Annotated in this window: 15 protein-coding genes; 3 read left to right on the forward strand and 12 right to left on the reverse strand. The window is 61.6% G+C overall.

Annotated features, from left to right (window positions below):
- Nucleotides 1-11: 11 nt before the first annotated feature.
- Together IV098_RS07255 and IV098_RS07260 are read right to left on the reverse strand one after the other, a co-directional pair.
- Nucleotides 12-1,481, reverse strand: coding sequence for a hypothetical protein (locus IV098_RS07255; RefSeq protein WP_296887549.1), 1,470 nt, complete (start codon nucleotides 1,479-1,481; stop codon nucleotides 12-14).
- Nucleotides 1,478-2,290, reverse strand: coding sequence for an outer membrane lipoprotein-sorting protein (locus IV098_RS07260; RefSeq protein ID WP_296887552.1), 813 nt, complete (start codon nucleotides 2,288-2,290; stop codon nucleotides 1,478-1,480). The genes IV098_RS07255 and IV098_RS07260 overlap by 4 nt, the downstream gene beginning before the upstream one ends.
- A gap of 155 nt (nucleotides 2,291-2,445) precedes the next feature.
- On the opposite strand from IV098_RS07260, the gene hemN reads away from it, so the two are divergent.
- Nucleotides 2,446-3,813: an oxygen-independent coproporphyrinogen III oxidase gene (gene hemN, locus IV098_RS07265; protein WP_296887553.1), complete on the forward strand. Its 1,368-nt coding sequence runs from the start codon at nucleotides 2,446-2,448 to the stop codon at nucleotides 3,811-3,813.
- Nucleotides 3,814-3,821: 8 nt separating this feature from the next.
- The gene (locus tag IV098_RS07270) at nucleotides 3,822-4,382 is read left to right on the forward strand and encodes a bifunctional pyr operon transcriptional regulator/uracil phosphoribosyltransferase (RefSeq protein WP_296887555.1); all 561 of its coding nucleotides are present in this window, start codon (nucleotides 3,822-3,824) and stop codon (nucleotides 4,380-4,382) included.
- A gap of 139 nt (nucleotides 4,383-4,521) precedes the next feature.
- Here IV098_RS07270 and IV098_RS07275 read toward each other — a convergent pair whose 3' ends face one another.
- On the reverse strand, nucleotides 4,522-5,289 hold the full coding sequence (locus IV098_RS07275) for an SDR family NAD(P)-dependent oxidoreductase (protein WP_296887557.1): 768 nt from the start codon (nucleotides 5,287-5,289) through the stop codon (nucleotides 4,522-4,524).
- A gap of 165 nt (nucleotides 5,290-5,454) precedes the next feature.
- On the opposite strand from IV098_RS07275, the gene IV098_RS07280 reads away from it, so the two are divergent.
- Nucleotides 5,455-5,739, forward strand: coding sequence for a helix-turn-helix domain-containing protein (locus tag IV098_RS07280; protein WP_296887559.1), 285 nt, complete (start codon nucleotides 5,455-5,457; stop codon nucleotides 5,737-5,739).
- A 202-nt stretch (nucleotides 5,740-5,941) separates the two neighbouring features.
- Here IV098_RS07280 and IV098_RS07285 read toward each other — a convergent pair whose 3' ends face one another.
- The 9 genes from IV098_RS07285 to ald all read right to left on the reverse strand — a co-directional run bounded on the left by IV098_RS07285 (nucleotide 5,942) and on the right by ald (nucleotide 12,935).
- Complete coding sequence (locus tag IV098_RS07285; RefSeq protein ID WP_296887561.1) at nucleotides 5,942-6,241, reverse strand: hypothetical protein; 300 nt, start codon at nucleotides 6,239-6,241, stop codon at nucleotides 5,942-5,944.
- Between the two features lie 72 nt (nucleotides 6,242-6,313).
- The gene (locus tag IV098_RS07290; RefSeq protein WP_296887563.1) at nucleotides 6,314-6,448 is read right to left on the reverse strand and encodes a DUF3149 domain-containing protein; all 135 of its coding nucleotides are present in this window, start codon (nucleotides 6,446-6,448) and stop codon (nucleotides 6,314-6,316) included.
- A 1-nt stretch (nucleotide 6,449) separates the two neighbouring features.
- Nucleotides 6,450-6,974, reverse strand: a complete 525-nt coding sequence (locus IV098_RS07295) for a FixH family protein (RefSeq protein ID WP_296887565.1) — start codon at nucleotides 6,972-6,974, stop codon at nucleotides 6,450-6,452.
- 23 nt (nucleotides 6,975-6,997) lie between these two features.
- Complete coding sequence (gene ccoG, locus IV098_RS07300; RefSeq protein ID WP_296887567.1) at nucleotides 6,998-8,413, reverse strand: cytochrome c oxidase accessory protein CcoG; 1,416 nt, start codon at nucleotides 8,411-8,413, stop codon at nucleotides 6,998-7,000.
- Nucleotides 8,414-8,519: 106 nt separating this feature from the next.
- Entirely contained in the window at nucleotides 8,520-9,440 is a 921-nt protein-coding gene (gene ccoP, locus IV098_RS07305) for a cytochrome-c oxidase, cbb3-type subunit III (protein ID WP_296887569.1), read from the reverse strand.
- 11 nt (nucleotides 9,441-9,451) lie between these two features.
- Nucleotides 9,452-9,604: a cbb3-type cytochrome c oxidase subunit 3 gene (locus IV098_RS07310; RefSeq protein WP_296887571.1), complete on the reverse strand. Its 153-nt coding sequence runs from the start codon at nucleotides 9,602-9,604 to the stop codon at nucleotides 9,452-9,454.
- Nucleotides 9,605-9,614: 10 nt separating this feature from the next.
- Nucleotides 9,615-10,220: a cytochrome-c oxidase, cbb3-type subunit II gene (gene ccoO / locus IV098_RS07315; RefSeq protein ID WP_296887573.1), complete on the reverse strand. Its 606-nt coding sequence runs from the start codon at nucleotides 10,218-10,220 to the stop codon at nucleotides 9,615-9,617.
- Nucleotides 10,221-10,231: 11 nt separating this feature from the next.
- Nucleotides 10,232-11,668 carry a cytochrome-c oxidase, cbb3-type subunit I gene (gene ccoN / locus IV098_RS07320; RefSeq protein WP_296887575.1) on the reverse strand — a complete coding sequence of 479 codons (1,437 nt, stop codon included), beginning with the start codon at nucleotides 11,666-11,668 and terminating at the stop codon, nucleotides 10,232-10,234.
- Between the two features lie 184 nt (nucleotides 11,669-11,852).
- On the reverse strand, nucleotides 11,853-12,935 hold the full coding sequence (gene ald, locus IV098_RS07325) for an alanine dehydrogenase (RefSeq protein WP_296887577.1): 1,083 nt from the start codon (nucleotides 12,933-12,935) through the stop codon (nucleotides 11,853-11,855).
- Between the last annotated feature and the right edge of the window lie 11 nt (nucleotides 12,936-12,946).

Consider the following 12,946-nt stretch of genomic DNA (forward strand, 5'->3'; position numbering starts at 1 on the left):
CGTCACGGAATTCAGAACTGGCCGCGGATGCCCAGCACACCCATCGAGTGGTCTTCCTGGAAACCCGCCAGGGTGCGGTCGTCGCCATTGAAGTAGTGGTAGCCCGCATACACCGCGAAGGGCTCCCAGGCGACGTAACTGATTTCGGGGTTGAGGTAGAGGTTCTTCACGTTGAGGCCGCCGAAGAAACGCAGGCCTGCGGTCCAGCGGCCCTGGCCGAACGTGGTTTCGATTTCACCGTTGGCGCCGTAGTACTCGGTCAGCTGCAGTATGCTTTGGTCGGTTTGCAGGGCCTGGGCGACCAGTTGCAGATTGATGCGCGTGTCCGCACCGCCGGGGAAGAATTCGATGCCGCCCACCCAGTCGAGCGAAGGGACGTAGGTGGTGGCAGTGGTGGGCAAGGTGACGGGAATGTTGTCGGTGTAGCCCAGTTCCATGCGCCAGGTGATGCCGTTGCTTTCGAGTTCCATATCGGCGCCGGCAAAATTGTTGAACGGATGGATGGCGGTGAGCGTGGGCGCCAGAGGGATGCCGCCGATCAGGTAGTACGGTTGCGACTGCCGGCTGCGAGCCAGGGTGACGCCATAATCGACGGCGCCGCCGGTTTTGGTCAGGCGTACGCCGCCGCCGCCGCTGCCGTGTTCGTCCTCGCTGATGACGGCGTTTTGCACCAGCGCGGCAACCGCCGGGCTGGGGGCAATGCCGACGATTTCGCCGGTGGTGAGATTGATCGGGCTCCAGACGCTGGATGCGTCGGGCAGTTCAGCGGCGTTGAAGACCGGCAGCCACACGGCATCCAGCTTGAAGTCACCCAGGGTTTGTTCCCAGCGGGCCGCCAGTTCGGCGCGGCGACGCTCGGGCAGCTCGTCCAGCGTAAAGCGCGTGAGGTCGGCACGGCTGACGCGGTCGGCCAGCGGGATCTCGTCGACGCGCCCCCAGATGATGGTTTGCGCGCCCAGGGTCAGCCGCGTGTCGCCGCTGCGGTAACGCACGTAGGTGTCGGTGAAATCGGCCGACATGTCGTTGAAATCGGCTACCCCGCCATTCTGCATGGCGCCATCCACCCGTGCGCCCGCGCGCAGTTCCCAGTCGCGGTTCGGTTGCCACAGCACATAGGCCTTGGCACGCAGGGTGGAATAGGTGTCGGCCTCGGTGGCATCAGGCAGGCCGCCGGCTTCCAGCAGCAGGTCGTCGACCCCGTATTTGAGCGTCGGCTGCGCGCTGCGTGGCTTGGCTTTTTTGGCACCGGGTGGTGGCAGGTCATCTGCGCCTTCAAGCGGTACAGCGGCTTGGGCGGTTGTTGTGCCGGCGGCTGCCGCGGGCGGCTTGCGAGTGGATGTGCGCGGTGGGGGCAGGTCGTCTGCGCTGCCCGCTTCGGCGGCGCGTGGCGGTGGCAGATCGTCGGCAGCCGAGGCGTGTGCGGGCAACAGCGCCGGCAGGGTAGCGAGGGAGAGCGTCAGATTCAGCAGCAGCTTTTTCATGGGCGATATTCCGATTCCAGGTTTTCGTCAGCGAGGGCTTGCGAGGTGAAGAGTTTGGCGGGCAGTTTCTGGTCGTACAGCGCAGAGTCGATCACCATGCGGGTTTCGTGGCCGCTGGTCAGGTCGATCACGCGGCTGTCGGTGAGCGTCCAGTAGCCCTGGTTGCGCTTCTTGCCGCGCAGCAGCCAGCGCTTGCTGGGGGTGTCGGGGTCTTTCTCGAAATAGTCGGTGCGCTGGACGATGGCGGTCGCGGGGTCAACCCAGAGAATGCGCTTGCGATAGACCGAATTGTCGGGATCGACCGGCACGCTTTCCAGCACGTCGCACAGGATGCCGTTCTCGGTCTGCTTGCCGAGCAGGCGGTGGCGGTCTTCGCTGGGCTTGCGTTCCTGCAGGTCCTCGAAATACAGGTCGGAGCCGACAAAGCGCCCGCCCTTGCGGTCGCTGGAAATGCGCCGCACCCGGTCCAGCGCAGGCAGATACAGCCACTGGTCGGTGCTGCCGTCAGCCTGGTCTATGCTGAGCAGACCGGTGCCGGCAATGTCTTCCGGGTCGAGAAAACGGATCAGGTTGGCGGTTTCGCCGTTCGCCTTGTCGAGCCGGTACGTGACGAGTTCGCGGATGCGCGGGGCGCGGCCCTTTTCGGTCAGCACCATGCGCCCCTGGGTCACCAGATCGCGGCCGTTCGGGCGGTCGTAGACCTTTTGCGCAAGCGCCGAGGCCTCGTCGGCATGCGCGGCCGACGTCGCCAGCAACAGGCTGAGGGCCAGCATGCGGAACAGGCGGAGCAGGAAAATGAGGCGGGACATGAATAAGGTATCCGGGCGCGTGTGTGGAGGAGACAACGGCTTTCTAGCACCGAACTTTACCGCAAAAGCGGGCGGGTTCCTTGAGGCTGGCTTGCCCGGATTTTGCTTGAAGCGATATAATAAAAAGATAAATATATCCTCATAAGGACGCCGCAATGACGACGACTCTGGAGTTGCTGCAGAAATACAGCGTAGCCGGCCCGCGCTATACCTCGTACCCCACCGCACCGTATTTCCACACCGGTTTTGGCGAGGCGGACTGGCTCGAAGCGCTGGCCGAACCCGCGCCCGACCGCGGGATTTCGCTGTACGCCCACATCCCGTTTTGCGACTCGCTTTGCTATTACTGCGGCTGCAACATGGTGGCGACGCACGATTACAGCAAAACCCAGCCTTATCTCGCCACGCTCGATCAGGAAATGGCGCGCACCGCGCAGCAGGTCGACACCCGTCGCCCGGTGCGTCAGCTGCACTGGGGCGGCGGCACGCCGACTTATCTCAATCCCGACGACATTCGCCGCCTGATGGCGATGATGCGCAGCCATTTCACCCTGGCCGACGATGCCGAAATCAGCTGCGAAGTCGATCCGCGCGAACTGACGCGGGCGCATCTGGAGGCCCTGCGCGAATCCGGCTTCAATCGCCTGTCGTTCGGCGTGCAGGATATGGACCCGGCGGTGCAGCAGGCGGTCAACCGCATCCAGTCCGAGGCGCTGATCCAGCAGGTGCTCGATTGGTCGCGCGAACTGGGGTTTTCCAGCATCAATCTGGACCTGATCGTCGGCCTGCCGAAGCAGACCGTGGCGAGTTTCAGCCGCACCCTGCAACGCATTACCGAATGGGCGCCCGACCGCCTGGCGGTGTTTGGCTACGCCCATGTGCCGTGGCTGAAAAAACACCAGAACCTGATTATCCAGTCCGACCTGCCCGATCCGGCCACGCGCCTGGGCTTGCAGCAGGCGGTGAACGAGGCGCTGGGCGCAGCGGGTTACGTCAACATCGGCCTCGACCACTTTGCGCTGCCCGACGACGAACTGGTGCGCGCGCAGCAAACCAAAACCCTGTGGCGCAATTTTCAGGGTTACACCACCCACAAGGACTGCGACATCCTTGCCTTCGGCGCTTCAAGCATCAGCCAGACGGCGGACGTCTACATGCAGAACGAGAAGAACATCAAGCGCTATCAGGAGCGCGTCGCCGCTACCGGCTTCGCCGTCGAGCGCGGCCTTAAACTCACCCGCGACGACCAGATTCTGCGCGAAGCGATCACCCGCGTGATGTGCGACCTGGAGCTGGACTTCGCCGCCTTCGGCAGCGAATGGGGCATCGCCTTTACCGACTACTTCGCCGACGCCCTGAGCGACCTGCGTCCGCTGGCCGACGACGGCCTGGTGGAAATCAGCACCGGAAAAATCAGCGTCACGCCCAGCGGCCGCCTGTTCCTGCGCAATATCGGCATGTGCTTCGACCGCTATCTGAAACAGGCGGCCAGCGATCAGCCGCGCTATTCGCGCACCGCGTAAGCCTGGACATGAATACGGTAGCGGGCAGGCGGACCTGCCTTTACACCGAGGTCCAACTGGAAGCCATCGTTGCCGACATGGCGCGCCAGGCGGCGGGTTTGCTGACGGGGCGAACCCGCGTGGTGATCGTGGGCATTCTGCGGCGCGGCACGCCGCTGGCCGATAGGCTGCACGCACATCTGGCAGAGAACTATGGCCTGACCGAGTGCACGAGACTGGACTTGCAAATCAAGCGTTATGCGGATGACCTGACCCTGCTGTATCCGGAAACCCGGTTGACCGAAAACCCGGTTCACGCCGCGATCAATCTCGAAGGCCAGACCGTGCTGGTGGTCGATGACGTGATGTATCGCGGCCATTCGATGCTGCGCGCGGTGGAATATCTGGCCGGCAAACAACCCGCCGAAATTCGCACCGTGGTGCTGGTCGATCGCGGCGTGGCAAAATTGCCGGTGCGCACCGATATTGTCGGCGTGCGCCTCGACGTGGCGCCGTCCGACATCATTGAATGCAATGTGCCGCCTTACGAGGCGGACTTCCGGATCGATCTGCTGCAGCCTGGGGTTTAGCGGGCGCGAACGACGGAGGCGCTGCCCGGTGCCGATGCCTTTTCGGCCTAAGTCGGCAGCTTGCTGAATGCCAAAACATTGAATCAGCCATCAGGTGATTTCCGAATCCTGATGGCGATATCTCCAGTGGTATTACGTATCAGTTGCGTCCCGCGATCACACCACCGTCGACATCCCATATTGCACCTGTCACCCAACTGGCATCGTCACCGAGAAGGAATGCGATGGTTTTTGCAACATCATCCGAAGTGCCAATCCGGCCGATCGGATGAAAGCTGTTGAATGAGGAAAGTGTTTCGTCAATTTTTTCTGGATCAATGAATGATTCATAAATCGGCGTTTTAACCACGGCAGGCGAAACTGCGTTTACCCGGATATTAAGGTCGGCCAACTCCATCGCCATATGTTGCGTGAGTGCGTGCAGTCCGGCCTTCGCCATCGAATACGCAGAAGATGGTGTCGCCTTGATCGCCTGTTTTGCCCACATTGAGCCAATATGAACAATCGATCCGCCGCCGTTCGCTGCCATGTTTCTGGCCACTGCCTGCGAAATGAAGAACAAGGCACGGCTCAGATCCAGATATGTGTCATAGGTCTTGTGGTCATGTTCAAGGAAAGACGACGGCTTGAAATAGCCCGCCGCATTCACCAGGTATTTAATGTGGCAATTTTTATTCTCGGCAAAGGCAACGATGCGTTGCACCCCATCTGGTTCGTACAAGTTAGCCTGGATTGCCTCGACATTGCCAAAGGCCGAAAGATCACGCTGTGCCTTATCCAGCTTTTCGGATGCGTTGCCCACAATCACTGTCTTGATACCCTGATTCATCAGTATCCTTGCCGTCGCAAAGCCCATTCCACTGGATCCACCCACAATCAGGGCCAAGGGTTGTACAGAATTTTCCATCACACCACCTCTTATCAAAAGTCACGGGAGGCCGCATATTAGGAAGCCAGGACGCTCTATGAAAAGCAGGCACAAAGAGGTGCGTCAGGTACTAATCGGTACAAGTTGATGAGCAATCAAGACAAAAAATTTTCCAGAAAATCCGCTCCTGAACGGAGTGCACGCATGGTTGAGACCATCTATGGCTGTAAATGGTCTCTTACCGTTTATCAACTACTGGCGATCGGCATCAACCGGCCAGGCGAAATGGTGCGTAACGTTGAAGGGCTGACGACGAAAGTACTCAACGAGTGCCTACGTAAAAACATAGAATTTGGCATCATCGATCGCGTCGCCTACGACGAATCTCCACCACGTGTCGAGTATCGGGTTACGGCATTTGGTGAAAAGTTCATCCGTATTCTGGATGAGCTGGAAATACTGCAGCGTGAAATCGTGCGTGACGCATAGCCCCAAAATGAGTCGGGCCATGAATCATCCCCCTCCGCAGGATTGACCGGTCACTTGACCTGAGAGAACTGCGGCAGCATCTGGCCGACGAAACCAAAGGGGTCGCTTCGCATTTATAAATATCACTAACAGAATAGGGTCTACCCAGCCGCTGCGCCGTGAGGCGAGAACGGCGGGCCTTGTAAGCGGGCGCGCGCTCAGCTCAGCAGCAATTGCTGCCGTCATCCCGCTTGGGGCAGCCCTCGGGACGCTTGCGCGGGGGCAGCGGACAGCGGTTGATTTCGTCGGCGCTGCGCTGGAAGTAACAGGTCATGGCGGAGGACGCGATGCCCAGCAGCCAGAATACGAAAAAACCGACCGTGTAGGCGGCCAGGCGCTGCTCGATCAGAGGTTCGCCGCGGTAGAGGATTTCCAGCGGGTCGAACAGGGTGGTGAAGAGGATGTCGGCCACCCCCGCCACAAGGAAGGATGGCCACAGGATGTGGATCAGGCGCTGCAGCATGATGGGTGCTTCCTCCTCATCGATCCGGCCTGCGTGAGCAGGGGCGGACTCGGGTTGATCGTTTGAGCCGGATCATTCTTCCGGTTCGTTCATCTTGCGCTTGACCAGCTTCACCATGAAAAAGCCCATGCCGATGATGAAGATAATGGTGAACAGGCTCAACAGGCCAATTCCGCTGGTGAACAAGAGGTCGAGTGCAGCGTTCATGTCAGTCTCCTTGTGGTAGTGGTCGAACGGTGGAAGCGGATAGGGTGACGGGTTGCGTCAACGGCAAATGCAGGATGCCGGACACGCGCCAGGTAGACGCTGCATCGGCCAGTTCGGCGTGCCATTTGCCGGCAGGCAGGCTAGGCATGGCGACGCGATACAGCCCGTCGCCCGCATGATGCAGCGTCAGAGCCTGGTCCATCCCGGAGCGGGTGGGATGCGCCAGACTTAGGCTCAGCTGTTCGGGGTAGGCGGGTAAGCGTCCGCCGAGGGCCAGCCGCAGCGTGCCATCCTCGTTGCGGACGGTGGCACTGAGCGCCATCGCGTAGGCGACGTTGTCGCGCGCCAGCGTCTGGTTGATGGCCAGCCCGGCCTTGTAGTAATCGCCGACCACCATGCCGTCCGCGCTTTGCACTGCAATCACGACCGTGGTGATGCCTGCGACAACGGCGGTGGCAGGCAGGCTCATCAGGAACCACGGCCAGAACTCGCGGTACCAGGGCTTGGGTTGCAGGGTGGTATTCATCACGGCGTCATTCCTCATGGCGATCAACGGTTGAAGAACTTGGTGCCGACTTCGGTATGGATGCCCGGATCGTCGGTGGAACGGATGTTGAACGTCACCTCGATCGAACGGCCCTTCAGGTCGACCGGGTCGGCAATCAGGCTGACCGGGATGTCGATGGTCTGCAGCGGTGCGGCGGACACCTCGCGGCTGGCGGTCACCACCTGCAGGCCGTTGATGCCTTCAGCCTGGATCGTGTAGCGGTGGGTCTGGTCGTCCTTGTTGATGAGCTGCAGACGGTAGACGTTTTCGATCATGCCCTCGTCGGTCTCCTTCGACAGGGCGACGCGGTCGCGCACGACGTCGACACGCAAGGGCACGCGGGTGGCGAGGCTATAGAGAAACGCGCTGGCGATGGCCGTGAGCAGCACGGTATAGATGATGGTGCGCGGGCGCAGGATGTGCTTGAGGATGCCGCTGTCGGGGTATTTGCCCTTCACCACGTTTTCGGTGGTGTAGCGGATCAGGCCGCGCGGGTAGCCCATCTTGTCCATGATCTGGTCGCAGCCATCGATGCAGGCGGCGCAGCCGATGCATTCGTATTGCAGGCCGTTGCGGATGTCGATGCCGGTGGGGCAGACCTGCACGCAGACGTTGCAGTCGACGCAGGTGCCGAGGCCGGCGGCTTTGTAGTCGGTTTTCTTGCTGCGCGGACCGCGCGGTTCGCCGATCGAGTTGTCGTAGGTCACGGTCAGCGTGTCGGAGTCGAACATCACGCTCTGGAAGCGTGCATAGGGGCACATGTATTTGCAGACCTGCTCGCGCATGAAGCCGGCGTTGCCCCAGGTGGCGAAGGCGTAGAAGAAAATCCAGAAGGCTTCCCACGGACCGAGGCCGAAGCTGACAAATTCAACCGCCAATTCCTTGATCGGCGTGAAGTAACCGACGAAGGTGAAGCCGGTCCACAGCGCGAGCGCGAACCACGCGACATGTTTGAGGCCGCGTTTTTTAAGCTTGTTGGCATTCCACGGCGAGGCGTCGAGTTTTTTGCGCGCGACGTGGTCGCCTTCCAGCCAGCTTTCCACCCACATGAAAATTTCGGTGTACACGGTTTGCGGGCAGGCGTAGCCGCACCATAGCCGTCCGGCCACCGCGGTGAACAGGAACAGCGACAGCGCCGCCAGGATCAACAGGCCGGTGAGATAGACGAAATCCTGCGGCCAGAACACCAGGCCGAAGATATAGAACTTGCGCGCCGCCAGATCGAACAGCACGGCCTGGCGGTTTTCCCACTGCAGCCAGGGCAGGCCGTAATAGACCAGTTGCGTGATCAGCACCAGCGCAACGCGCCAGTTGGCGAATACGCCGTGCACCGCGCGTGTCTGGATGGTCTGCCGGATCGCATAAAGCTGCTGCTCGATCGGCGTTTCTGCGGAGGCGGGTTTGTTTTCGTCGGTCACGTTGCGCTTAACCAGAGATGTCTGAGCTGCCTGAGCATACTAGATCGGCGCTTGGCCAATACGCTCAGGCAGCTTGCCGGATTGCTCCGGCAACGCTGTTCACTGCTTACTGCTTTTGCGACAGCCCGTACACATAGGCCGCCAGCAGGTGCAGCTTGGCGTCCTTGTTGGACGTGGTGCCCAGGGTTTGCGCCATGGCGGGCATGACGCCGTTGCGGCCCTTGGTGATGGTCTCGATGATGGTGGCTTCGCTGCCGCCATACAGCCAGATCTTGTCGGTCAGGTTGGGCGCGCCCAGCGCCTGCATTCCGGTACCGGCCGGCGTGTGGCAGGCGGCGCAGTTTTCGGCGAACACCGCCTGGCCGGAGGCTGCGCGCGTAGCGTCATGCTTGCGGCCCGACAACGACATCACGTAGTTCGCGACATCCTTGGTTTTTTCCGGACCGATGGCAGCGCCCAGCGCAGGCATCACGCCGCCGCGGCCGTTGGTGAGGGTGGCCTGGATGGTGGCGGGATCGCCGCCATACAGCCAGTCGCTGTCGGTCAGGTTGGGGAAACCCGTGGCGCCGGCCGCGTCCGAACCGTGACACTGCGAGCAGTAGGTCAGGAACAGATTCTTGCCGATGGCGCGCGCTTCGGGATTGGCGGCAACCGTTGCGATATCCTGCTTCATGAAGCCCGCATAGACCGGCTGGAACTTGGCTTCGGCGGCTTTCACCTCAGCCTCGTACTCGCCCCGCGAAGACCAGCCCAGCACGCCTTCGAAGTTGCCCATGCCCGGCCACAGGATCAGGTAGCCGACCGAGAAAATCATGGTGCCGTAGAACAGGCCCAGCCACCAGCGCGGCAGCGGGTTGTCGAAGTCCTGCAGGTCGCCGTCCCAGGTGTGCTGGATCAGTTCGGCCTTTTCACCGGGCGCGAGTTTGCGGGTGGTGTGCGAGCGCAGGAAAATCCAGGTGCCGATGATGCTCACCGCCGTGATCAGGCTGATGTAGAGCGGCCAGAAGCCGCTAGTAAAGTCGCTCATTGCTTGTCTCCTTATTTGGCAGGTACGTCGTCGTCAGCGAAGGGCAGCTTGCCGTCTTCTTCAAACCGCTGCTTGTTGTCCTTGCTGTACGCCCACCAGACGATGCCGATGAAGGTTGCAAGGCAGACAACGGTGGCGATGCCGCTCAGGGTTCCGCTATCCATGTGCCGTTCCTCAGGTTTTGGGGGCGTGGATGCCGAGGCTCTGCAGGTAGGCGATGACCGCTTCGAGCTCGGTCTTGCCTTCCAGCGCGGCGGGCGCTTCGCTGATTTCCTGCTCGGTGTAGCCGTGGCCTACCGCGTTCAGCGCGCGCATCTTGGCCTGGATCGACGCGTCCTCCAGCGGACGGTCGAGCCAGGGATAGGCCGGCATGTTGGACTCCGGTACCACGTCGCGCGGATTGTTCAGGTGCGCCATATGCCAGGCGTCCGAATAACGGCCGCCGACGCGCTGCAGATCCGGGCCGGTGCGCTTGGAGCCCCACAGGAACGGCCGGTCGTAGACGTATTCGCCCGCCACCGAATAGTGGCCGTAGCGCTCGGTCTCGGCGCGGAACGGACGCACCATCTGCGAGTGGCAGCCGACGCAGCCTTCGCGGATGTAGATGTCGCGGCCCGACAGTTGCAGCGCGGTGTAGGGCTTCAGGCCGGCCACCGGGGTGGTGGTCGAGGTCTGGAAAAACAGCGGCACGATCTGCACCAGACCGCCCACGCTGACCACCAGGATGGTCAGCACGATCAGCAGGCCGAGGTTCTTTTCAATAGTTTCATGCGAAAACATGTTCGGTCTCCTTAGGCGTGAACGGCTTGCGGAATGGCTGCGTCGTTGACGACACGGCCGATGCGCACGGTGCGCCAGACGTTGTAGGCCATCATCAACATGCCGCTGAGGAACAGGGTGCCACCCAGCAGGCGGATGCCGTAGAACGGATACATGGTGTTGAGCACCTGGGCGAAGCTGTAGGTCAGCGTGCCGTCGGCGTTCGAAGCGCGCCACATCAGGCCCTGTGCCACCCCGGCGATCCACATCGAGGCGATATACAGCACCACGCCGATGGTGGAGAGCCAGAAGTGCCATTCGATCAGCTTGGTGCTGAACATCGATTCGCGGCCGAACAGGCGCGGAATCAGGTAGTACATCGAACCGATGGTGATCATCGCCACCCAGCCCAGCGCGCCGGAGTGCACGTGGCCGATGGTCCATTCGGTGTAGTGGCTCAATGCGTTCACCGTCTTGATCGCCATCATCGGGCCTTCGAAGGTCGACATGCCGTAGAACGACAGCGCGGTAACGAGGAACTTGAGGATCGGGTCGGTGCGCAGTTTGTGCCATGCGCCGGACAGGGTCATGATGCCGTTCATCATGCCGCCCCAGCTCGGAGCCAGCAGCATCAGCGAGAACACCATGCCCAGGCTTTGCGCCCAGTCGGGCAGCGCGGTGTACTGCAGGTGGTGCGGACCTGCCCACATGTAGATGAAGTTGAGCGACCAGAAGTGGACAACTGAAAGTCGATAAGAGTAGATCGGACGGCCGGCCTGCTTCGGAATGAAGTAGTACATCATGCCGAGGAAGGCGGTGGTGAGGAAGAAGCCCACCGCGTTATGGCCATACCACCACTGCACCATCGCGTCCTGCACGCCGGCGTAGGCGGAGTAGGACTTGAGCATGGAGCCACCGAAGAAAGCGATCGGGATTTCCATGTTGTTGACGATGTGCAGAATCGCGATGGTCAGGATGTAGGCGCCGAAGAACCAGTTGGACACATAGATGTGCTTGGTCTTGCGCTTGGCGATGGTGCCGAAGAACACCAGCGCGTAGGCCACCCAGACCAGCGTGATCAGGATGTCGATCGGCCATTCCAGTTCGGCGTATTCCTTGGAACTGGTGAAGCCCATCGGCAGGGTGACCGCAGCCAGTACGATGACCGCCATCCAGCCCCAGAACGTGAAGGCCGCCAGGCCCTCTGCCCACAGCCGCACCTGGCAGGTGCGCTGCACGATGTAGTACGAGACGGCGAACAGCCCCGAACCGCCAAAGGCGAAGATCACCGCATTGGTATGCAGCGGACGCAGACGGCCATACGACAGCCATTCGATCCCATAGGTTATTTCCGGCCAGATCAGCATTGCTGCCAGGATGACCCCGACCAGCATTCCGACTATCCCCCACACCACCGTCATGATGGCGAACTGGCGGACGACCTTATAGTTGTAGGTTGTCGCTTCCATACACGTCTCCCGTGATTGATTACTCAAATTGGTCTATACGAACGTCACTGCACGTTCGTATATGCAGATAAATATATCTTCTTTTAATTCTGTGTCAAGTTGTCGCACCTAGCGCATCTTAGGAAAGATATGGGATGTTGCTAGTTGTCTGATTGCGCAGCGATTTGGCGCTGCGGCACGGGGCTCAGGCCCCCGCCAGATCTTCTGCGAGTCCGGCGTGGGTGATGGCGCCGGCGTGGATTTGCAGGCCGGCTTTCAGTCCGGAATCGGCGTCGAGCGCTGCCAGCCCCTGCGCGGCCAGCGCCAGCACATACGGCAGGGTGGCGTGGGTGAGGGCTTCGGTTGCGGTGCGTGCGAGCGCACCCGGCATGTTGGCGACGCAGTAATGCACCACGCCTTCGGCAATGAAAAACGGATCGCTGTGGGTCGTGGGGCGGGAGGTTTCGGCCACGCCGCCCTGATCGATCGCGACATCGACCAGCACGCTGCCGCGCCGCATGGTCCTGAGCTGGGCCAGCGAAATCAGGCGCGGTGCATGGCGGCCTGGAATCTGTGCTGCACCGATCACGATGTCGGCGCAGGGGAGCGTGTCGGCAATGGCGTCGGGCGTCGAGTAGCGGGTTTCGACGCGCGCACCAAAGTTTTGTTCGGCGCGGGAAAGCGGCGCGGCGACGCGGTCGAGCAGGGTGACGCGGGCGCCGAGGCCGATCGCCACACGGGCTGCGCTCATGCCGACGATGCCGGCGCCGATGATGGCAATGTGCGCCGGCGGCACACCCGGCATGCCGCTGACCAGTACGCCGCTGCCGCCGTTGCTGGAGTGCAGGCCGAGCGCGCCCATTTGCGGCGCCAGCCGGCCGGCGATTTCGGACATCGGCGCCAGCAGCGGCAAGCCGCCGCCCGCATCGCTGACCGTTTCGTAGGCGATGGCGCTGACGCCGCTGGCCATCAGGCTGCGCGCCAGCGCGGGGGCCGGCGCGAGGTGCAGGTAACAGAACAGGATCTGGCCGTCGCGCAAATGGGGCACTTCCACCGCCTGCGGTTCCTTGACCTTGAGCACCAGCCCGGCCTGCCACACGTCTTTCGAACTGGCGGCAATGCTGGCGCCGGCGGCGCGATAGGCCGCGTCGGCAAAGCCGGAGCCCACACCTGCGCCGGTTTCGACGCTGACCGCATGTCCGGCGGCGACAAGTGCCCGTGCGCCTGCCGGGGTGAGCGCGACGCGGTATTCGTGGTTCTTGATTTCCCTGGGGATGCCGATGTGCATGCGGATGAGCT

It is taken from the genome of Thiobacillus sp. (assembly GCF_018780105.1).
GTDB lineage: Bacteria > Pseudomonadota > Gammaproteobacteria > Burkholderiales > Thiobacillaceae > Thiobacillus.